We start from the raw sequence: 20699 nt of genomic DNA, 5'->3' as shown, positions 1-20699 counted from the left end.
CGGCGGATCTGATCCATGCAACTCGACTTCTCTCCGGCCATAGCCGGTTGGGCCGACATCGCACACGGCGCGCTGGTCACGGTGGAGGTGACCGCCGCGGCGCTCGTGCTCAGCTGCCTGCTCGGCCTTTTGATCGGCATCGGCCGGCTCGCGCCGCAACGGCGGCTCATTTACGGCTTCTGCACCGGCTACCTTGTCTTCTTTCGCGGCACGCCGCTGCTCGTGCAGTTGTTCCTGCTGTTCTTCGGGCTGCCGCAGTTCAACATTCTGCTGCCGGCGTTCGTTTGCGGCATGTTGGGGCTCGGGCTCTATTCGGCGGCTTATGTTTCGGAGATCGTGCGCGGCGCGATTCAGTCCGTCGATCGCGGGCAGATGGAAGCTGCGCGTTCGATCGGCATGTCGGCGGGGCAGGCCATGCGCGCGATCATTCTCCCGCAGGCCGTTGTTCGCATGATTCCGCCGCTTGGCAACGAATTCATCGCGCTCATCAAGAATTCCGCGCTGGTCTCGCTGCTGACGATCGACGACCTCATGCATGAAGGCCAGAAGATCATCAGCGTTTCGTATCGCTCGCTGGAGGTGTACCTCGTGATCGCGCTCGTCTACCTCGTGCTCACGCAGACGACCAACTATGCGCTGCATCGCGTCGAGCGCCGCTTGCGCGCAGGAGGGATGGTGCAATGAGCACGCAACCGGATCCGATCGTCAGCATTCGCGGACTCAAGAAGTCGTTTGGCTCGCACCTCGTGCTCAACGGCATCGACTTCGATATTCAGCCGCAACAAGTGGTCGTGGTGATCGGCCCGAGCGGTTCGGGCAAGAGCACGTTCCTGCGCTGTTGCAACGGCCTCGAGCAGCCCGAGGGCGGCACGGTCGATATCTGCGGTCATCGCCTCGTGGAAAACGGCGCGATGCTCAAGGACCGCGCGCTCAACGCGCTGCGTACCGAAGTCGGCATGGTGTTCCAGTCGTTCAACCTGTTTCCGCACCTCTCGGTGCTGCACAACATCACGGTTGGGCCGCGCATGTTGCGCGGCGCTTCGAAGGCGCAGGCCGAGTCCGCCGCGCTTGCCCTGCTCGAGAAAGTCGGGCTCGCGCACAAGGCGCATGTGATGCCGGCCAGCCTTTCGGGCGGGCAGAAGCAGCGTGTCGCGATTGCGCGCGCGCTCGCCATGCAGCCGCGCGTGATGCTGTTCGACGAGCCGACTTCGGCGCTCGACCCGGAGCTGGTGGGCGAGGTGTTGCAGGTCATGAAGCTGCTGGCTTCCGAGGGCATGACCATGGTGGTCGTCACGCACGAAATGGGCTTCGCGAAGGAAGTGGCCGACGTCGTGGTGGTGATGGACGGCGGCGAGATCGTCGAGGCGGGGCCGCCTTCGACGATCTTCACCGCGCCGGCGCAGCCGCGCACGCGCAGCTTCCTGCAAGCGGTGCTTTCACGAGCATGAGCCGCTCGTCCGTAGCAACGGTGACGCTGCTGCGCGGCGTCGATCTTGCGCCCGCACCCTGGAAGAATGGCGGCGGGGTGACGCGCGAAATCGCGGCGGGTGGCGCGGCGCTCGCGCCGCCCGATGCGTTCGCCTGGCGCGTGAGTCTCGCGGATATCGCGCAGGCCGGGCCATTTTCGCGTTTCGATGGCGTCGACCGTACGCTCGTATTGATCGAAGGCGCGGGCTTGCAGCTGGACGAAGTGCGCGCTGCCGCAGAGATGCCCCACGCAACGCACAGGCTGGAAAGCGCGCTGGACATCGCCCGCTTTGCCGGTGAATCCACGATCGATGCGCGGATTGCCGCAGGGCCCGTGCGCGTGTTCAACCTGATGGTGCGCCGTGGCGTCGCGCATGGCGCGCTCGAAGTGTGGCGAGAAGCAGGGCGGCGCACGGTATGTGCGCAGACCGTGTTGCTGCATGCCGTGCAACGCGAGGTTGCGGTGAGCGTGGCTGGCGAGGGTTTCATCGCGCTCGCGCCAGGCGACACGTTGCGCGTGGACGCCGGGCAGGCAATGAACCTCGAAGCGCGCGGCGAAGGCACGCTGCTGGCCGTCACACTCGATATTGCGCGAACCTGATTTCATGAGCACCGTTATTCCTCCGCTTTCCATCGTGAACGCGCTTTTCGCAGACCATGCATACCTGCCAGGCGGTTGGCGCCGCAACGTGCTGCTCGAATGGGACGCAACGGGCACGCTGCGCGGCGTGACGCCCGATCTCGCGCACGCGCCCCAGGGCGTCGTATGCGCGGCCGGTCCGCTCATCCCTGGCATGCCTAATCTTCATTCGCATGCGTTCCAGCGCGCGATGGCGGGCCTCACCGAATACCGCGCGAATCCCACCGACAGCTTCTGGAGCTGGCGCGACCTGATGTACCGTTTCGCTGCGCGCATCACGCCCGAGGATCTTGAGGCCGTTGCGAGCTGGCTTTACGTCGAAATGCTCAAAGCGGGCTATACGTCCGTGTGCGAGTTCCACTATGTGCATCACGCGCAGGACGGCCAGCATTATGCGAGTCCCGCCGAGCTGGCGCAGCGTGTGGTTAGGGCGGCAGAAGTCAGCGGCATCGGCATGACCATGCTGCCGGTGCTTTACCAGTACAGCGGCTTCGGCCAGCAACCGCCGCGCGACGACCAGCGGCGCTTCATCAACACGCCCGACCAGTTGCTCGCGATCGTCGAATCGTTGCAACGCTTGCAGCCGCAACACGGCGCGTTGCGCTATGGCGTCGCGCCGCATTCGCTGCGCGCGGTGTCGCAGGACTCGTTACGCGCGCTGCTGGAAGGGCTCGATGCCGCATTGCCTCACGCGCCTGTGCATATCCATATTGCCGAGCAGACCGCCGAAGTGGACGCGTGCCTTGCAACCGAGGGCGCGCGGCCCGTTCAATGGCTGCTCGATCGCTTCGACGTGAACGCGCGGTGGTGTCTCGTGCACGCGACGCACATCGACACGAACGAGACGCAGGCGCTCGCAAGGAGCGGCGCGGTGGCGGGCTTGTGCCTCACGACGGAGGCGAATCTCGGCGACGGCTTTTTCCCGGCCCACGACTACCTGGCGGCGCAGGGCAGGTTCGGCATCGGCTCCGATAGCCATATCGGCGTGGACTGGCGCGCCGAGTTGCGCCTGCTCGAATACGGGCAGCGGCTCACGCGGCGCGAACGCAATGTGCTCGCATCGCACGAGACGGCGCAGGTGGCCGACCGTCTGTTCGACGCGGCGCTCGCTGGCGGCGCGCGCGCAACCGGACGCGCGGTGGGCGCGTTGCAGGAGGGCGCCCGCGCCGACTGGCTCGTGCTCGACGCGCAGCACCCGAACCTCGCGCAGCAAACGCCGCAAAGCTGGCTTTCCTCCGTGGTGTTCTGCGAGCACGGCGAAACGCCGGTGCGCGACGTGTACGTGGGCGGCGAGCCAGTCGTCGCGCACCGGCGCCACCGCGACGAAACGCGCCTGTACGCCGGCTATCGCAAGGCGCTGAACCATCTCCTCGCCAGCGCTTGAGTGCGTGGCCAACCGAACGGAGCCCACATGACCGACCTCTATTTGCTCGAACGCGGCACGGCGCCGCTGCTGATCTCGATTCCCCACCTCGGCACGCAGATACCCGAGCCGCTGCGCGACGCCTATACGGACATCGCGCTCACGGTTGCCGATACCGACTGGCATCTCGACCGGCTCTATGCGTTTGCGCAGTCATTGGGCGCGACGATATTGGGTGCGCGCGTGTCGCGCTATGTGATCGACCTGAACCGGCCGCCCAATGACGAAAGCCTGTATCCGGGGCAGACGACGACTTCGCTGTGCCCGACCGAAACGTTTCGCGGCGCGGCGCTCTATCGCGAGGGCCGTGCGCCCGATGCGCACGAACGGCAACGCCGCGTCGCCGCCTACTGGCAGCCGTATCACGACGCGCTGCGCGCCGAGTTGCAGCGCTTGCGCACGCAACACGCCAACGTGCTGCTGTGGGAAGCGCACTCGATTGCGAGCGTGCTGCCGCGGCTATTCGATGGCAAGCTGCCTGATCTGAACATCGGCACGCAGGACGGCCGCACGGCGGCGCCGGCGGTCCAGGCGGCAGTCGAGCGCGCGGCTTCGGCAAGCGGCTTCACATGGATCGCGAACGGCCGTTTCAAGGGCGGCTACAACACGCGACACTACGGCGCGCCGCAAGACGGCGTGCATGCCGTGCAGCTCGAAATGTGCCAGTCGACGTATATGAGCGAGGCAGCGCCGTTCGACTACGCGCCGTCGATCGCGCAGAAAGTCGAGCCGGCGGTGAGCGCGATGGTGGGCGGCGCGCTCGAGGCCGTGAAGGCGATGAACGCCTCGGCGGGCTGATAGCGCGGCGCTTCGGCTATTCGGGTTTGCCCCGTCCTGGATGCCGCTTGAGCGCGGGAAAGTACTCAGTTGCGCGGGCTACGATGGCGCTGCCGATCGTAGTATTCTCTAGCGACGCGGCCTCGGGGGGGCGCTGATGTGCCATCGCGAAGCAGTCCAGACATCCAGATAAAGAGGAGAGGTTGAATGAAGTTGAAGAAGCTCCTGTTCACAAGCGCGCTTGCGGTATCGGCACTGGGATTCACCGCCATTTCCGCCCATGCGGAAGATCTGCTCGATTCCGTCAAACAGGCCGGGGTGCTGAAAATCGGTCTGGAGGGCACCTATCCCCCGTTCGATTCCCGTGACAGCAGCGGCCAGCTCGTCGGCTTCGACGTGGACGTCGCGAAGGCGGTGGCGGCCAAGCTCGGGGTCAAGCCCGAGTTCATTCCCACCGAATGGAGCGGCATTATCGCGGCGCTGCAGGCCGGCAAGTTCGACGTGATCGTCAATCAGGTGACCATCACGCCGCAACGCCAGCAGGCGCTCGACTTCAGCCAGCCGTACACGTATTCGGCGGCCCAGCTGATCCAGCGCGCCGACGACAAGCGCGAATTCAAGACGCTCAACGAATTCAAGGGCGACAAGAAGCTCGGCGTGACGCTCGGCACCAACTATGACCAGATGGCGCGTGCCGTGCCGGGCATCAACGTGCAAACGTATCCGGGTGCGCCGGAGAAGCTGCGCGACCTGGCGGCGAAGCGCATCGACGCGACGATGGATGACCGCCTGATGCTGCCGTACATCATCAAGACGTCGAACCTGCCGCTGCGTCCGGGCGCCGTGTTGCCGGGCGCCGATCAGGAAATGGCCATTCCGTTCCGCAAGGGCAATCCGAAGTTCGAGAAGGCGATCAACGATGCGCTCACCTCGCTCAAGCAGGATGGCACGCTCAAGAAGATCTCCATGCAGTGGTTCGGCCAGGACGTGACGCAACCGCTCGCTCACTAACGCGACAGGCGCTTTGCTACCAGCGCCTTGCTTCACTCGCGCCGGCCGCATTCACGGCCGGCGCGATCGCTTCAACACTCCTTTTTAGCGCGCCGCCTGCGTCCTCGTGCGCATCTTCGCCACTTCTGCCGCGCCCACCGCACCCGCCTTGTTGTTCCACCCCGCGCGCACGAACGTGAGCACGTCGGCAATCTGCTTGTCGCTTAGGACATCTGCATAAGCGGGCATGGGGTACGGCGCGGGCATGCCCTGAATCACGAGATCGCCGGTGCCGTTGAGCGTGACGTTGATGAGCGACGACGCGTCCTTCTCCAGCACGCTCGGATTGCCCGCGAGCGGCGCGAACATCGGCGCGAAGCCGCGCCCGTCGGCGCCGTGGCAATGCATGCAATACGCCGTGTAGACGCGCGCGCCCGCATCGTTGGCCGGGCGCGAGAGCGATACCTTCGTCGCCTGCGGGTCATACGCATACGCCGGTCCACCATCGCCGCCCTTCGCCGGCAGCGACTTCAGGTAGACGGCGATCGCGTTCACGTCCGCGTCGTTCATGGCCTGGGTGCTCTTGTTGACCACGTCGGTCATCGCGCCGAACGCCGAGGCGTGCTGGTTCGCACCCGTCTTCAGGAACTGCGCGAGGTCCGCTTCGCTCCAGCGCCCGAGGCCCGTGTTGTGCTCTCCCGTCAGGTTCGAGGCGAACCAGCCGTCGAGTGCGGCGCCCGTGAGCCAGGCGTCGCCGCTTTCGTCGAGCGCCTTCTCGTTGAAGCCGACGCCGCGCGGCGTGTGGCACGAGCCGCAGTGGCCGAGGCCCTGCACGAGGTACGCGCCGCGGTTCCATGCCGCGTCCTTGCCCGCTTTGTCCTGGTACGCGCCCTTCTCGAGGAAGACGGCGTTCCAGAGCTTGAGCGGCCAGCGCATGTTCATTGGCCACTTGATGTCGGCGTCGCGGTTGCTCTGCCTGACCGGTTGCACGCCCTGCATGAAGTACGCGTAGAGCGCGGCGACGTCTTCGTCGCGCACCTTCGCGTACGAGGGATAGGGCATTGCCGGATAGAGATTGTGGCCGTCTTTTGCCACACCCTCGCGCATGGCGCGCGCAAAGTCCGCCTGCGTGTAGTTGCCGATGCCGGTGTCGGGGTCGGGCGTGATGTTGGTCGTGTAGATGCGTCCGAGCGGCGTGTTCATCGGCAGGCCGCCTGCAAACGGCTTGCCGTGCGGCGCCGTGTGGCACGCCGCGCAGTCGCCCACGGTGGCGAGATAGGCGCCGCGCTGGATCGTGGCGGCGTCCGCTGCGCTCGCTGCCAATGCGGGGCGCGCACCGGCACACGCGAAGGCCGCGAGGGCGAGCGCGAGTTTTGCGCCGTCGCCGGCGGCGCGGCGCAGGCCGCGGGCTCGTTGGGATGCCTTGATCGTTTTCGTCATGGTTCGCTCCCTCACGCCGACTGTGCGGACGCGCCCGCGTTCGCGAGCTGGCGGCCCACGGGCAAATGCCGCAGACGCTTTCCGGTGGCCGCATAGATCGCATTCGCCACGGCCGGAATGACTGCCGCGGTGCCGGGCTCGCCGATCCCGCCAGGCGCTTCGGCGCTCTTCACCATGTGCACTTCGATCACCGGCATCTGGTCGATGCGCATGATCCGGTAGTCGGTGAAGTTGTTTTGCGTCACACGTCCGCGCTCGATCGTGATTTCCCCCCACAACGCGGCGGTGATGCCGAACGCAATGCCGCCCTGGATCTGCGCCTCGATGGTCTCGGGATTCACAACCATGCCGCAATCCACGGCGCACACCACGCGGTTCACGCGCACCTCGCCGTCGTCCACGGTGACGTCGGCGACCATGCTGAGGAAGCTGCCAAACGCGTGCATGACCGAAACGCCGCGCCCCTGGCCCTTCGGCATCGGCGGTCCCCAGTTCGCGGCGCGCGTGGCCACGTCGAGCACGCCGAGCGCGCGCGGCGACTTGCCGAGCAGATTGCGGCGATAGGTGACCGGATCGGTTTTCGCGGCCACGGCCAGCTCGTCGATGAAGCTCTCCACCACGAACGTGCCGCGCGTCGGTCCCACGCCGCGCCAGAACGCCGTGGGCACCGCATGCGGCTCCTGGCGCACGTACTCGATCAACTGGTTCGGCAGGTCATAGGGCAGGTCGGCGGCGACTTCCACGGCGTCGGGGTCCACGCCGTGCTGGAACGCGGGCGGCGCAAAGCGCGCCATGATCGAAGACCCCGCAATGCGGTGCTGCCACGCCACCGGTTTGCCGTTCGCGTCGAGCGCGGCCGAGATGCGGTCGTAGTAGTACGGCCGGTACATGTCGTGCTGAATGTCCTCCTCGCGCGTGTAGAACACCTTCACCGGCACATTGAGCTGCTTGCCGATCTTGAGCGCCTGGGTGATCGCATCGACTTCGAGCCGCCGCCCAAAGCCGCCGCCGAGCAGGTGATTGTGTACGGTGATCTGCCCGGGCTTGAGTCCGGTGACAGCCACGGCCGCGTCCACGGCGCGCGTGGGCACCTGGGTGCCCACCCAGATGTCGCAGGCGTCGGGCTGCACGTGGACCGTGCAGTTGATCGGCTCCATCGTTGCGTGCGCAAGGAACGGCTGCTGATACACCGCGTCGATGCGCGTTTTCGCGTTGCCGAACCCCTGCTGCACGTCGCCGTCCTTGCGCGCAACGGCGCCCTCGCGTTGCGAGGCACTCGCGAGATCGCCGACGATCTGCTGCATCGACACGCTCGCGCCCGCGCCTTCGTTCCACTGAACGACGAGCGCCGCCGCGCCGCGTTTCGCGGCCCACGTGTGCGCGCCGATCACGGCCACGCCGTTGTCGATCTTCACGATCTGCGTGACGCCGGGAACCTGCTTCGCGCGCGTGTCGTCGACCTTCGCGAGCGTGCCGCCGAACACGGGGCAGTTCACGATGGCGGCGTAGACCATGCCGGGCAGGCGCACGTCGAGGCCGAATTGCGCCGAGCCGTCCACCTTCTCCGGCGAGTCGAGGCGCCTGGTGGGCTTGCCGACCAGCGTGAAGTCTTTCGGGTCCTTGAGCGCCACCTTCTGCGGCACGCTCAGGTGCGCGGCCGCATCAACGAGCTCGCCATAGGCAATGCGCCGGCCGCTCGCGTCGTGCAGCACCTCGCCTGCCTTGGCGTGGCAGCTGGCGGGGTCGACCTGCCACTGCTGCGCGGCGGCCTGGATCAGAACGGTGCGCGCGGCGGCGCCCGCTTCGCGCATGGGCTGCCACGCAAAACGAATCGACGTGGAGCCGCCCGTGAGCTGGCCGCCGAGCAGCGGGTCGGTGAAGAGCTTCTCGTTGGGCGGCGCGTGGTCGACCGTGACGCTATCGAGCGGCACTTCGAGTTCTTCCGCGATCAGCATGGGAATCGACGTGTACACGCCTTGCCCCATTTCGACCTTCGGGATGATGAGCGTGACCTTGCCCGAGCGGTCGATCTGCACGAACGCGTTCGGCTCGAACACGCCGTCTTGCGGCGCTTCGTTGCCGTCGCCGCCGATGATCGACTTGCGCGTCTGGCTGTCGCCTTGGGCGCCTGCGGAAAAGCTGATGCCGAGCAGCAGCCCGCCGCCTGCTGCCGCACCGAGCTTGAGGAACGTGCGGCGCGAGAGTTGACCGCCGCCGTCGTGTTGCGGCTTGCGTCGCGGCGCGCCGTTCTGCGCATCGAGGAGACCCTGTGACATGTCAGGCCTCCTTCGCGGCTTGCTTGATGGCGGCGCGAATTCGCGCATAGGTGCCACAGCGGCAAATGTTGCCCGCCATTGCAGCGTCGATATCCGCGTCGCTTGGGTTCGGATTCGCGGCAATGAGCGCTGCCGCCGACATGACCTGCCCCGATTGACAGTAGCCGCACTGCACGACGTCGATCTCGCGCCAGGCCTTCTGCACCTTCTGCCCCGCAGGCGTCGTGCCGATCGCCTCGATGGTCGTGATCTTGCGGCCCGCTACGGCCGCGACGGGCAGCACGCACGAGCGCGCCGCCTCACCGTCGAGATGCACCGTGCATGCGCCGCACTGCGCAATGCCGCAGCCGAACTTCGTGCCGGTGAGGCCGACGATGTCGCGCAGGACCCAGAGCAGCGGCATCTCGGGTGGCGCGTCGACTGTATGAGTTTCTCCGTTGATGATCAGCGTCGTCATGAAGCGGCTCTCCGGGAGTGGGGATTTGTAGATATTGATCGCGCAATCGAAGTGTCCGCGCGCCGGCTGTTCCGCTTTGCCCGCCTAATGGGGGGCAAAGCACAGGCACATGAGCACGGCCTTTCGACAACCGGTTGAGTGTAGCGCCGCCTTTAAATACGTGCAGAAAACGGTCCGTTATGGTGGCTTGCAAACGAAAGCTGTCCTGGCCCGGCAATCAAAGTTGTCCAGGGTGTGGCCTCGCGCAAATGCCATGAGCCGCGGTGCAACCGGGGGGCGAAACCGGCGCCGCGCACGAATTGATTTCTCCGCAACGATTGATTGCCCTTTGCTGAGTGCTTGTGCTGGAAGTGCCGTTTGCTGTCGACAGAACCAAGTAGCCTTTAAACGTGTGCTTCATGGCATGGCGCGGCTGTGAATTTTCTCGGGTTCGAAAATTCAGTTTGGATTACTTATCGTATTCATCGCCGGCGGTTGCCTCTCTGTGCTGCCGCAATTCGATCGCGTGTGCGCTTGCGCACATTCGGGCGTAAATTTTCAGGAAAACTGAGATGCAGCTTTCTAATGTTCGGGCATAAGTCCAGCCCCTTCTGCAGGACCTCCAATGGCAACGTGTGTCGCGTAGCCGCCGACTTGATGGCCTTCGACAAATCCTTACGGAAACTTGTCATTCGTGTCGCGGGAACCGATGAATGTAGCGTCTTCCGGAAAACTACGATGACGGTCCATTCGTTTGCAATTGAGTATGACGCTCGACTACTGCGTTTCACGAAAAAACAGAATGGCCCCGTGAAAGCAGCACGAAATTGATCGGTGGCTCGATCGGGATGCGGTGCGTGAGAATAACTGAATAGTGAGGAAATCATGGCTCAACCTCGCGCTGTCAACGCGCAAACCATTGAACTCGTCAAAAAGGCTGAGGGGATTCCTGGTATTACGACTGGCGATATTTATCCTTACATGGATCCGATAGGCATCTGGACGATCGGATGGGGGCACGCCATTGGAGTCGATGGCCGTTTCCTGCGCGGCAATGCCGATCTCGACAAGGTCAAGGCACTCTATCCGGACGGAATCAGCGAGGCGCAGGCAGAAATTTTCCTGCAGGCCGACTTGATGCATGCCGGAAGCGGCGTACTCTCAGTCGTCACGGTTGCGCTCAATGACAACCAGTACGGCGCACTCACGAGTTTCACGCTCAATCTCGGCTTGGGCAATCTGCGTTCTTCGACGCTCCTCAAGCTATTGAACGCGAGAGACTTCGACGATGCGGCGAAGCAGTTCCCGCGCTGGAGTTTCGCCAACGGAAAACAGCTGCCGGGCTTGCTCAAGCGAAGAGAAGCAGAGCAAACACTCTTCCTGAACTGAGAAGGGGACAATCGTGAAGGCGATACACGGCCTGCTGGCCATGCTCTTTCTTGTGGCCGCATCTTTGGTGAATGCGGCGGACGCGCCGGGCGCAACGGACACATCGACAAAGCCGGCCACGTTGTACAGGCCAAGGCCGGTCGCCCTGGGTGACATTGTCGCCGTGACGCTCAAGAAGCAGCCGTGTCAGTCACTTGCGGTCGTCCAGAAGTACAGGCTTCTCGTGAATGGCGCGTATACCGGCATCGCCGCGCAAGGATGCCAGAACGTGGCACTGCCGGACGGGAGCACGGCGGGACAGATACAGTTTCTCCTGCGAAAGGATTCGGACCCGCCCGCGCCTGAAACCGCCGCCGCGTGGCGTACGCTGATTGGCGAACCGTGGCAGGGGCAGGGAACGCCTACGGAACGTGAGATTGCATTCGGTGTTTCCGACGAAGCCGGCAACGAGATCCCGGTGATGGACGGTACCCAGACGTTTCGCTGGTCGCCCGTATGGAAGATGATTGCAGGCGGCGCGGTTTTCGTGGCTGTGATCTTTATATTCGTATTGCTCGCCAGGCAAACTGCGTTGCTGCGCGACGTGGGAAGCACGACCTCGGTTCCGCTGAATCGGCGAACCTTCAGTCTCGCCCGAACGCAGATGGCATGGTGGACATTGATCATTGTGGGCTCCTACATTTACGAGTGGCTCGCCTCCGGCGTCATGCCCCCTCTTTCGGCTCAGGCACTCGCATTGATGGGCATCTACAGCGTGTTGACCGTGGGATCGCGCAGCGTCGACCTGGCGCGCGATACGCAATTCCCGCCATCGGTTCCGCGATTTTTCAGCGACCTCGTGAGCGACGAAAGCGGCGTAGCGATCCACCGACTCCAGATGCTCATCTTCACAGTCATCGTCGGACTGATGTTTGTCTATCAGGTCCTGACAACCGTGTCGATGCCCGCGCTCGAACCCTATACGCTCGCGGTCATCGGCATCAGCGGCGCGACCTATATCGGTCTGAAATCGACTGAGCCGCAGCCCAAGCCGGTGGATCCTGCACAGCCGGCAACGCCCGCCGATACGCCGGCGAGCAGCAACGGCATCAAATCCGGATACGCCGAGGGTGACGCCACGCAGCAGGCGGGCGCGCAGGAGGTCGAGGACGACGTCAAGGCGGCTTATTCAGCCGGTTGAGGGCTTACGCCCGGATGAAACTCGGCCGGAGCACGGCTTCCCGGAATGTCGTGCCATGTTCGCCTTGATAGCATCGATGTGGCATCGATCGGGCCGGAGTGCTCTCGTCAGCCGTGCATGTCGACGTGATCCGGAACGTGAAGTGCGAAATCGGCCACGACGACGGACATCGCGTCCGCGGCGAGGACGTACTCGGACTCGTACTTCTTTTGTGCCAGATCCTCGACATGCGCGAGCGCGTCGTCGAGGCCGGCGTCGTTGATTCCGAGGCGCGTGAGCGCGGCGCGTGTCTTCGCTCCCATCGCACCGTCCAGATTGCCGATCACCTCGCCGCATCGAATGAGCGCCGCCTGAAGTTGGGCTTCTTTTTGCGCCGAGCCGAATCTGTCGACGCGAACGCCGAGCGCGAGGATCGCGGAGGCGGCGCCGGCCGCGTAGGGGTAGTCGAAGTTGTCGCCATTCTTCGCCTCGTAGTAGTCGATCACGCGCTGATGGCTGCCCCGGCACTCGAAATGCCATGCTTCACTCGCGCGCGAATCCGGCGCCTTGATGATAGGGTTCACGCCGTGCGTCTTCGCCAGTAGCCAGAATTTGTCCAGTTCCATATTCAGGTCTTTAAGGGAGAGATCCATTGCGCGTCCGGCTTCGTGGAAGCTGCCTCCGGGTGGCGGACTAAACGCGGATTTCTTCTTGTTCACGTAGTCGAGATGTGACTGAAACTGCATTTCGTAGCTTCGGAACAGGTCGGAAAGCACGAGCCGCCCACCGCGAGCGGCCAGGTCGCGCGACAGTGCGGCGAGCGCGGCTGCCATGTCCGGCGTCGCGCGCGCGAGCCTTTTCGGCAAGGGCACGGTCGCGCCTTGCTTATTCTTGTAGATGGACGGGATATTGATATCGACAAGTGGCGTTTTCACGTGAACTCCCGAAGACTGCTGCATGAACGACGTGCCGAAAGCCCGTGCATGACAGGGACTTCCTGCCGTAATGAATGGAAACGCGTCCTCCGAAACCGGGCGCAATACTTTTGCTGAACTATTTATTCATCGATTCATCTTTGGGGTGGCCTTATTTCATCTCACTGGATGACCTGTTCATTACGAGGTTAGGTGGACTTAAAGTTGAGGAAAGCTTCTTGTAAATGGAAGTGTGCGTTCACGCACAAAAAAATGGCATTTCGATCGACTCTTCGGTCATTGAATATAAGTGAATAAACAATTAAATTTTTTGAAAGAAAAGTTATTTAACAACGAATGAATTGTGCGGTTCCGCACACAGCGAACAGATTTTCTGTGAATGGAGCCTCACGCTTTTCTAATCTTCTCGTCGAAGACAATCAAAAAATCAAGACCAGACCACTGGCGGAGAGGGCCTCAGACTGCCATATCTGTCCTGGGTGCGCGCAACATGCAGACAGTCTTGCGTGTTGTGTCGGCAGGGGGGCGGACCGCACGGCACAAGCGCTATTGCTGATCGAGCGCGCATCTCTCGTCTCTCACGTTGAGGTTCAGGTTGGGGCGGCGGAGCTATCTCGTCTCCACGTCAGTCTTCGTCATTCTTTTCAGAAACTTCAAGGAGAGGGATATGGCACGCGATCTGAACGCTGAACCAGCGTTACCGACAGATGAAATTCAAGGCGATATTCTGGCTGGGCTTATTAAGCAAAACGAACATCTTCTGTTCTTCAAGATATCGGATGTGAAGCGTTTCAAAACTTTCCTCCATTCGCTGCATCTGACGAGCGTTGACGAAACACTCGCACAGGAAGAGATGATTAAAAAGAGCAAGAACGGCACTCGTCGAAAACTGCTGCCCACGCCGGGCCTCAATATTGCGTTCACATTCTCCGGATTGACTGTACTTGGCGTTCGCGATATCGACTCGGTGGCGGCACAGGCCTTCATCGAAGGCATGGGCAAGCGCGGAGACAAGATGACCGATCCGCCCACATCGTCGTGGAGCATCCTGCGCCCGGACGCGAATCTCCATGGGGTGTTCGTCGTGACCGGCGCAAGCCGTGCTGAAATCGCGGATATCATTTCCCTGCGTCTTGCTCCGCCGAGCGAAAACGGCTGGATGCTTTTGCACACCGAGGAAGGACAGGTGCGCCCTGCGCCTGTCGCCGGTCACGAGCATTTCGGCTATGCGGATGGCGTGTCGCAACCGGGTGTGAAGGGGAGAACCTCGGCCAATGCTGCACTCACGCCAACCGCCAGTGGTGCGAAGCCCTCGGAAGGTCAGAAAGGCCAGGATTTGTTATGGCCAGGCGAGTTCGTCTTTGGTTATCCAGGCCAGAATCCGAATGCCCCTTCACTGGAAGTCAAAGGAGACGTAAAGCAGGCACCCTCGCCGTTCATGGAGAACGGTGCGTATCTCGTGTTCCGGCGTCTCGCGCAGAAAGTTCCTGAATTTAATCGCTCCGTAAAGCTCGCCGCCCAGAGCATCACTAGCACCGCCAACCCGATGGATCCGGATTTACTCGGCGCGCAGATGGTTGGGAGATGGAAAAGCGGCGCTGCCATCATCAATGCGCCACTCGGTGACAATCCCACCATTGCTGAGGGAACACCCGACGTCAATGATTTTGAGTTCGACGGCGACCGGCACGGCTTCAAGTGCCCGTTTGCCGCGCATGTCCGGAAGGCGTACCCGCGCGACGACGTTCCAGGGGATCCAAACGCCAAGGACAAGAAGGAAATCGACGCGGCGGAAGCGCGTACGCAGTCTCACCGCATGCTTAGACGCGGCATTGCTTTCGGCCCTGAGGTGACTGAGCAGGAGGCGCTCAATGAGCAATCGGCAGGTGGCGCCATGTCGCGCGGGTTGCTTTTCAAGTGCTACATCACGTCGATTGAGAACCAGTTCGAGTTCGTTCAGCAATCGTGGGCGAACACCGTCCAATTCTCACAGGTCAATAGCGGTATCGACCCGATCATCGGACAGTCTCATCAAACGCACCGATTCTTTGCCGGTGCTGCGCCAAAGTCACATAAGGCGGCCGATAAACCACAACTTGAGCTGGAGAGCTTTGTGAATCTTGATGGTGGTGCTTATTTTTTTGCTCCCAGTATCAAAAAGCTGCACGAGCTTGTCTAAGCGCCGATTGATAGGTGCGGTCACTAGTTGTAGTGAAAGGGGCGGGCGTTTCAGAGCGTTCGTATTCTGCGAATGAGACCTGAAACGCCGCTCCCCTTAATTCAGTCGCTTGGCGTGATCGACTGCCTGAATCAAAAAAACGGAGTTAGATGGCTGCTGATGGTTTTACAATGCGGCGGGAGGGCCGCCTGTTGAGGGGGGGACTCGCCTCCAATTCCTTATGCAGTAAGGAGTCGAATGCCGAGATCGATCTTCCATGGCGGAGACTGGCGCTCGGGCGTGAACGTTTAGAGTATCGTTTCGTTATCCGCATAACTGCCACGTCTTGCGAAGGAAAAAGCTCATGTCAGGGTTCGAAAGCTTTATGGGTTCGGTGTTTGGCGCGGCCTCGGTCGCCAGCGTACTCGGATATCTCGGCAAGCAGTTCGTCGAGCGCAACATCAAGGTCGACCTCGAATACGTCAAGGCAGAACTAGCGGACCTAGCCGAGAAGAAGAAGCTGGATCGGACGGAACAGGCGAGCGTGCGTGCAGTCGTTAAGCGATATTCGCGTGTCGTGATGCTCTCCGCCGCCGACTTGCAAGACCGGCTTTGGCACTTCAATGAAAGGATCGAGCACGTTGCCAAACGCCTGCATGCCGCGGATCCGTTCGTCACTCGCTCGAGCAAATGGCCGATGACCGGCCGCCATTACCTGGTCAGCACGATGTATTGCTTTGCGCGATATCTGTGCTGGATTGAGATCCTCAAACGGAACTTGAGTGTTCTTGAGTTCAATGACGACGCACAAACGCGCGAGTTCAACCATCTGGTCAAACGCGTCGAGCGTATGCTCGCGGATACGGGACCGCAGAACTGTTGGACCCAGAAGGTCACCGTCGATCAGCCCGTATTTCAATTTATGCAAATGGAGATCGGCGAGTCTGTCCTGGTAGCGGGCGAAACGGAAATCCATTGCATGTCGTATAGGGACTTCCGGGTGAATTACGATAGCCTTCTTGAAAATAACGAGGGCTTGTTGCAACTACAGAATCTGCTGATGACGGCGGCGAAGGCCTACGTTGCGCCGCCGCCGAAGCCGCACCAAGCCAATGCAGCCGGAATGCCGGAGGAGGGCCCGGCGCTGGCGCAACTGGCAGCACAGCCGACGGTCACTGCGTCCGTCATTCCGCAGCCTGGCAACTTCTGTCCCCTCCGGCTGCGGCTGATCCATAACGCGCTCGTCGACCTCACGAAGTTCCTGAATACCTACAACAAGGTCCAGTCCACTGAACCGCTCGTCATGCTGGAACTGAAGTCATTCCGGCTTGACGAGTTCGACAAGACCTGGCCCGCGTTCGGACAGAAGACCGTCTGAATCAGGTGGACAGCGTCTGCGGCGGTTCAGTCCGGAAGATCGCCGGAACTGAACGCAGGGTCGGAGGATTCGCTTCTCGGCGCATTGGGCGATAGGGTCGCCGTCTTTGCGATGAACTCCTCCACGTCACGGTGAAATGCGTATTGCGGCAAATTGCTCTTTAGCCAGGGCAATGCGGTCATGACACGCAGCAAGGCGTCCTCGTCAGGGTCGAAGCCCAGTGCCTCGTAGTCGTACCAGTGGTGTTCGTATGCCGCGAATTCCAACGGCAGATTGACGACATTGCTGCTCAGGTAACACGCGCCGAACAACAGAAGCTCGAACGTTTCTACATCCGTGCCCTTCGGAATCTGCGCGAGCGAGTTGCATGCGAACGCCAGCAGATGTCGAAGCGATGGCGCGGCTTTCGCCGGGCGATATTCGGCCGGTATCAGATGGTCGGGAATAACGACGCGAGCGAGGTCCGCGAAACGGTCGACAGAAGGTCCTCTGTCGAACGAGAGCCGACGATATGACCGGAAGATCGCTTCGAAGAAGTGGTTATACTCGTGGCTCGGCTGTCCGCGGCCCAGAACGAGAAAAGTCGCCAGCATGTTGACCGCCACCGCCGGATCTTGCAACGGGAGAATTGTGGCCCAAGGGCTCTCGTAGAAATCTTGATAAGCGGGCAACTGGTAATAGTCTCTGATCAAGGCAGCGATGCGTGCCGAAAAAGAGCTATCTTGTTGAAGCTGCAGGTACATGGCCGGCAAAAGACGCATCTCGCTAATGCACCGGAGCACGCTTCGCGCGGACATGTGCAGGCGTCTTCGATTGTGCCGGTCAGTTTCTTCTGGAAAGGAAAGTATGTGGATCGCCAGTCGGAGCGCCGCGCGGCCTAGGCGTGCGGCACAACCCCGGCCGTCTCCCGCCGAAGCCGCGTCGTTCAACCTCGCGAACGCGTCTCCCGAGAGAACCGGCCCGCCATTAACGGCATTCCCGACCTTGCCGAGAAAATCTTGATGTCCATTAATCAATGGGGCGACCGGGTCGAACGAGTCGAATGAAAGTACCCCGTTGCCAAACGACGGACCATCGAAAGGTGGTTCTGAACTGACCGCTTCCCCATCTCCGTCTTTCGGTGTCGGCGGCACGAACGGCGCAGGCGTAGATCCGCCGTCGTCGTCGGTGCTGCCGCCGCTGCCATATGCGCGCCGCACGAATTCGGCGACTGCGCTCAGCGTCGGGAACGCGACTTCATTGTCGACGTCGAAGAAGAGGCCCGTCTGGAAGCTTGCGCGAGCCGCGCCGAACGATACCGCTCTGGAGCTGACGCGTTCCGGCACGAATTGCGGTGCTTCGATAAAGAAGGTGTCCGTGCTGTCGAACAGGGCGGTCGTGTCATTCAGATCCTGCACCCGATGGCTTGCGAATGCATAGCCCGAGCGCGCGTCGATCGTGTCGATGTACCAGGCTCGGGTCATTATCGGATCCTTCCAGGTGCAGTCACCACTCGAACGTCGAGGTTGCGCTGATTCAATGCGCGCTCCGCTTGGAGACGCCGTTGCCGCCATTGCAACTCGGCGAATGAGGGGATGGGGCCATGCGCCGCACGGTCTCCTATCGACGCATCCCGCGCCGATTCGGTAGCAGACGTGCGTACTTCGGCCACATCGTCCGCGCTGAAGCTGCCCTGGCGAAGCACTTCGAGATAGTCTTCGTCGTTCAAGACCGCATTCGAGATCTGCCCGGTCGTCAGCCTGCGGGACGATACCCGCACACTTGTGAACACCTTGACGACGAGCATGTGCGCCAGGTCTTCGTCCCATTTTCCCGATATCGATTGAACAGCCCATTGCATGGGTCCGTCGAGCAGGTTGCCGTTTGCCAGCGGCGGCCGTGCGATATCCCAGGAATTGCGGTCGAGCACCCACTCGCTGGCACGCGCGACCTTCAAGACGAGGCAATAATCGCCGTAGAAGCGCATGCCGCTCCCATTCACTTCGACCGCGCCGAAATAGATGTCCTGCGCGGGAATGCCCGTGATTTTTTGCACGGCGTGATCGACCTTCCGGCGACGCTCGGACACCTGCTTCGGCGTCGCGCCGGTTCTGATCGACAGCGCCTCGAGATCGTAGGCGTTCAGATACGCTTTCACACCCGGTCCGCCATGCACGGCGCAAAACTTGGTGATGTTCTCATTGCTCATGTTGAATACAACGCACGCGCCGCCACCCGCATTCGAGCCTGGGTCTGGGCCGAGATCCTTGACGACCCCGTCGATCGCCTGGCTATTTGCCGTGGCAAACGCCCGTTGCTCTGTCTTGCGTCTGCCCGCACCTGCGAGCTCACTGTTTCTGCGCTGCTTCCATTTGGCCGACATGTTTGTCCTATCCCTCTTGGGTTCGAGCGTTCGATGCAGAAGGCCGCGGTGTCACGGACGTACGTTCCACCTTTTTATAAGACGAAATTCGGAGCGGCATGGACTTGTCCGGTGCGCCTATCCGACGAACGCACCCGAGCACGGCGAGCGCACTAATTACCCGTGGCTTCTGGCGATGCACTACACGAGCATAATGCAAAATATAGAGGACAACAGATATTTAAATAGAAAATCAAAGAATGCTTTGTTGTTGCCCAGGAATTTTTGATCGACATCCGAAGCGATAGAACGAAAAATTACGGTTCCGTCGAGCGCGTGCTGTTGACTTCGCCACGCAAGGATTTGCCGCTCGCCGCGTGGGTGGATCTCAGCGTGCGCTGAGCCTCAAGTTGTACGTTGTTGCGCATCCAGTCACAGCAGCTTCACACGCGTTGGTACGGACGCTTCACGCCTGCTGGTGAGTAGATCGATGTTCACGCATTCATGCGCGGACGACTGCAAATGATCGGCGATCGCGTCACACTGTCGCCGTGCCGTTTTCTCGCCGGACTCATCGTTCAGTTCATTTACAAACATCGGAGTTGCTGAAGAAGCGAAGGGCGCAGAGGACTTTGGCGAGCGCTGGATGATACCGCTCAGCGATTAGAATTTCCGAAAATAGGATGTTAGGTATGCATACGAGTGTTGGCACTTCGGGTTGGGAGATGCCAACTTCGGTTTGCAAGTGCGAAGGATGACAACCGGCCCGGCAGGGGTTCGGTCAATTCCAGATCGCTCGTCTTCGAGACTGGCTGGTCGCAGCTTGCGACAAAGCCCGCGCGCCTGGCATGACCTTCAACGATGCCGCGGGGGCGCTCATTCGAGATTGGCATGTCTCTGCGCCATTTCGTCTTCGCCAATTCCCTTCTTGATTTTCAGCAGGCATACGACTGCTTCGCAGAGCAGGAAGAACACCTGTTCGAACAGCGTGCGCATGGGTTGAAGGCTTTGGCCTTGTTCGCCGTTCACGAGATCGGCGGGAGCAGGAATTCTCACGGTTACGTCTGCCGTCATCGAGCGAGCGCCAGTGCGGCGCGCCGTGAAGAGCGCGACGCGCGCTCCCGCTCGTCGGCCCTGTTCCAGTACGGCCGACACGCTGCGAGTTTCGCCTGACCCCGAGGCAACGATGATCAGGTCCCTGGCGGCCACCGGAGGACAGGGCAGGCCGCCCGCCATATACGCCTCGAAGCCGAGGTGGTTCAGCCGCATGCAGAACGCCTGCAACAGGATGCCCGACCTGCCGGCTCCGAGGCAGAACACGCGCGGAGCACGCTCGATTTCGGCGACAAGCGAGTCAAGGTCCGCGGAATTGACATCGCGGAGGGAGGCGTGGATTTCACCGAGTATCTCGCCCGCCAGGCTCGGTACCTCCAGTTGCTTCAAGTCGGTCATGGTCGCACTTCGTTCTCGTCAGGTTAGTGGAGTCCGGCGCCCGGAGCGGTCTTCCTCTGCGGCGGCATTCCGGTCGGCGAGAAAGTCCCGTCTGTTGGGCTAACTATAACACCAAGAATTCATGATGGTGAAGTTACACCATTTAACCTGGTGCATTCCCTGGGTCGAGGCGGACGCTAGAGGGTGTGCGAAATCAGCTAAAAGTCCCAGAGAATAAGCGTGTTGCTCGAATTTGGAGGCTTTCAATGGTGGTTCGGTCCCCAAATCAATACTGGTGATACTAGAACATTAATGTTGATTGTTGAACTTCGCGCATGTAGAGTGTGTTCATGGTTAAGCAAAGCGGCGATGCTGGAGCGCGACATGTAACCCTGCGCTCCGGAGCGCCAGGCCGAACGGCAGGCCTGAGTGCCATTCCTTGTACACAGATATAAGGCG

17 protein-coding genes are annotated in these 20699 nt (G+C 61.6%); 10 read left to right on the top strand and 7 right to left on the bottom strand.

Going from position 1 to position 20699, the window contains the following annotated elements; translation table 11 throughout:
- Positions 1-15: 15 nt before the first annotated feature.
- From U5A65_RS02540 to U5A65_RS02515, 6 genes are all read left to right on the top strand, one after another.
- A complete protein-coding gene (locus U5A65_RS02540; RefSeq protein ID WP_321934535.1) occupies positions 16-684 on the top strand; it encodes an amino acid ABC transporter permease in 669 nt (222 codons plus the stop codon).
- On the top strand, positions 681-1448 hold the full coding sequence (locus tag U5A65_RS02535; protein WP_321908540.1) for an amino acid ABC transporter ATP-binding protein: 768 nt from the start codon (positions 681-683) through the stop codon (positions 1446-1448). The genes U5A65_RS02540 and U5A65_RS02535 overlap by 4 nt, the downstream gene beginning before the upstream one ends.
- A complete protein-coding gene (locus U5A65_RS02530) occupies positions 1445-2068 on the top strand; it encodes a HutD family protein (RefSeq protein WP_321945391.1) in 624 nt (207 codons plus the stop codon). The genes U5A65_RS02535 and U5A65_RS02530 overlap by 4 nt, the downstream gene beginning before the upstream one ends.
- Positions 2069-2072: 4 nt before the next feature.
- Positions 2073-3491 carry a formimidoylglutamate deiminase gene (locus U5A65_RS02525; protein WP_321945390.1) on the top strand — a complete coding sequence of 473 codons (1419 nt, stop codon included), beginning with the start codon at positions 2073-2075 and terminating at the stop codon, positions 3489-3491.
- A 27-nt stretch (positions 3492-3518) separates the two neighbouring features.
- A complete protein-coding gene (gene hutG / locus U5A65_RS02520) occupies positions 3519-4328 on the top strand; it encodes an N-formylglutamate deformylase (protein WP_321945389.1) in 810 nt (269 codons plus the stop codon).
- A gap of 186 nt (positions 4329-4514) precedes the next feature.
- Positions 4515-5318, top strand: coding sequence for a transporter substrate-binding domain-containing protein (locus U5A65_RS02515; protein WP_321934532.1), 804 nt, complete (start codon positions 4515-4517; stop codon positions 5316-5318).
- Positions 5319-5402: 84 nt separating this feature from the next.
- Here the strand turns inward: U5A65_RS02515 and U5A65_RS02510 are convergent, their stop codons facing one another.
- Genes U5A65_RS02510 through U5A65_RS02500 form a run of 3 tightly spaced genes read right to left on the bottom strand, consistent with a single transcriptional unit; the run spans position 5403 to position 9470 of the window.
- A complete protein-coding gene (locus tag U5A65_RS02510) occupies positions 5403-6737 on the bottom strand; it encodes a cytochrome c (protein WP_321945388.1) in 1335 nt (444 codons plus the stop codon).
- A gap of 11 nt (positions 6738-6748) precedes the next feature.
- Positions 6749-9013 carry a xanthine dehydrogenase family protein molybdopterin-binding subunit gene (locus U5A65_RS02505; RefSeq protein ID WP_321945387.1) on the bottom strand — a complete coding sequence of 755 codons (2265 nt, stop codon included), beginning with the start codon at positions 9011-9013 and terminating at the stop codon, positions 6749-6751.
- 1 nt (position 9014) lies between these two features.
- Complete coding sequence (locus tag U5A65_RS02500) at positions 9015-9470, bottom strand: (2Fe-2S)-binding protein (protein ID WP_321908553.1); 456 nt, start codon at positions 9468-9470, stop codon at positions 9015-9017.
- Between the two features lie 864 nt (positions 9471-10334).
- Here U5A65_RS02500 and U5A65_RS02495 point away from each other — a divergent pair.
- Both U5A65_RS02495 and U5A65_RS02490 read left to right on the top strand, forming a co-directional pair.
- Entirely contained in the window at positions 10335-10838 is a 504-nt protein-coding gene (locus U5A65_RS02495; protein WP_321908555.1) for a lysozyme, read from the top strand.
- A gap of 13 nt (positions 10839-10851) precedes the next feature.
- The gene (locus tag U5A65_RS02490) at positions 10852-12018 is read left to right on the top strand and encodes a hypothetical protein (protein ID WP_321945386.1); all 1167 of its coding nucleotides are present in this window, start codon (positions 10852-10854) and stop codon (positions 12016-12018) included.
- Positions 12019-12125: 107 nt separating this feature from the next.
- On the opposite strand, the gene U5A65_RS02485 is transcribed toward U5A65_RS02490, so the two are convergent.
- On the bottom strand, positions 12126-12932 hold the full coding sequence (locus U5A65_RS02485; RefSeq protein ID WP_321945385.1) for a M15 family metallopeptidase: 807 nt from the start codon (positions 12930-12932) through the stop codon (positions 12126-12128).
- A gap of 667 nt (positions 12933-13599) precedes the next feature.
- Here U5A65_RS02485 and U5A65_RS02480 point away from each other — a divergent pair.
- Together U5A65_RS02480 and U5A65_RS02475 are read left to right on the top strand one after the other, a co-directional pair.
- Complete coding sequence (locus U5A65_RS02480) at positions 13600-15111, top strand: Dyp-type peroxidase (RefSeq protein WP_321938236.1); 1512 nt, start codon at positions 13600-13602, stop codon at positions 15109-15111.
- 343 nt (positions 15112-15454) lie between these two features.
- Positions 15455-16468 carry a hypothetical protein gene (locus U5A65_RS02475; RefSeq protein WP_321945384.1) on the top strand — a complete coding sequence of 338 codons (1014 nt, stop codon included), beginning with the start codon at positions 15455-15457 and terminating at the stop codon, positions 16466-16468.
- A 26-nt stretch (positions 16469-16494) separates the two neighbouring features.
- Here the strand turns inward: U5A65_RS02475 and U5A65_RS02470 are convergent, their stop codons facing one another.
- From U5A65_RS02470 to hxlB, 3 genes are all read right to left on the bottom strand, one after another.
- Positions 16495-17931 carry a hypothetical protein gene (locus U5A65_RS02470; protein WP_321945383.1) on the bottom strand — a complete coding sequence of 479 codons (1437 nt, stop codon included), beginning with the start codon at positions 17929-17931 and terminating at the stop codon, positions 16495-16497.
- Complete coding sequence (locus tag U5A65_RS02465) at positions 17931-18830, bottom strand: hypothetical protein (RefSeq protein ID WP_321945382.1); 900 nt, start codon at positions 18828-18830, stop codon at positions 17931-17933. The genes U5A65_RS02470 and U5A65_RS02465 overlap by 1 nt, the downstream gene beginning before the upstream one ends.
- Before the next feature lie 855 nt (positions 18831-19685).
- Complete coding sequence (hxlB, locus tag U5A65_RS02460) at positions 19686-20261, bottom strand: 6-phospho-3-hexuloisomerase (protein WP_321917156.1); 576 nt, start codon at positions 20259-20261, stop codon at positions 19686-19688.
- Between the last annotated feature and the right edge of the window lie 438 nt (positions 20262-20699).

Origin of the sequence: Paraburkholderia sp. J10-1 (assembly GCF_905220165.1) — a bacterium.
In the GTDB taxonomy this organism is placed as follows: Bacteria; Pseudomonadota; Gammaproteobacteria; order Burkholderiales; family Burkholderiaceae; genus Paraburkholderia.
Note: the sequence above shows the minus strand (reverse complement) of the source record. Positions and strands in the feature narration are given on the sequence as shown.

Excerpts from the sequence above, each read along its gene's own strand:
- U5A65_RS02540 (WP_321934535.1), top strand. The coding sequence starts at position 16 with ATGCAACTCGACTTCTCTCCGGCCATAGCCGGTTGGGCCGACATCGCA.
- U5A65_RS02535 (WP_321908540.1), top strand. The coding sequence starts at position 681 with ATGAGCACGCAACCGGATCCGATCGTCAGCATTCGCGGACTCAAGAAG.
- U5A65_RS02530 (WP_321945391.1), top strand. The coding sequence starts at position 1,445 with ATGAGCCGCTCGTCCGTAGCAACGGTGACGCTGCTGCGCGGCGTCGAT.
- U5A65_RS02525 (WP_321945390.1), top strand. The coding sequence starts at position 2,073 with ATGAGCACCGTTATTCCTCCGCTTTCCATCGTGAACGCGCTTTTCGCA.
- hutG (WP_321945389.1), top strand. The coding sequence starts at position 3,519 with ATGACCGACCTCTATTTGCTCGAACGCGGCACGGCGCCGCTGCTGATC.
- U5A65_RS02515 (WP_321934532.1), top strand. The coding sequence starts at position 4,515 with ATGAAGTTGAAGAAGCTCCTGTTCACAAGCGCGCTTGCGGTATCGGCA.
- U5A65_RS02510 (WP_321945388.1), bottom strand. The coding sequence starts at position 6,737 with ATGACGAAAACGATCAAGGCATCCCAACGAGCCCGCGGCCTGCGCCGC.
- U5A65_RS02505 (WP_321945387.1), bottom strand. The coding sequence starts at position 9,013 with ATGTCACAGGGTCTCCTCGATGCGCAGAACGGCGCGCCGCGACGCAAG.
- U5A65_RS02500 (WP_321908553.1), bottom strand. The coding sequence starts at position 9,470 with ATGACGACGCTGATCATCAACGGAGAAACTCATACAGTCGACGCGCCA.
- U5A65_RS02495 (WP_321908555.1), top strand. The coding sequence starts at position 10,335 with ATGGCTCAACCTCGCGCTGTCAACGCGCAAACCATTGAACTCGTCAAA.
- U5A65_RS02480 (WP_321938236.1), top strand. The coding sequence starts at position 13,600 with ATGGCACGCGATCTGAACGCTGAACCAGCGTTACCGACAGATGAAATT.
- U5A65_RS02475 (WP_321945384.1), top strand. The coding sequence starts at position 15,455 with ATGTCAGGGTTCGAAAGCTTTATGGGTTCGGTGTTTGGCGCGGCCTCG.
- U5A65_RS02470 (WP_321945383.1), bottom strand. The coding sequence starts at position 17,931 with ATGACCCGAGCCTGGTACATCGACACGATCGACGCGCGCTCGGGCTAT.
- U5A65_RS02465 (WP_321945382.1), bottom strand. The coding sequence starts at position 18,830 with ATGTCGGCCAAATGGAAGCAGCGCAGAAACAGTGAGCTCGCAGGTGCG.
- hxlB (WP_321917156.1), bottom strand. The coding sequence starts at position 20,261 with ATGACCGACTTGAAGCAACTGGAGGTACCGAGCCTGGCGGGCGAGATA.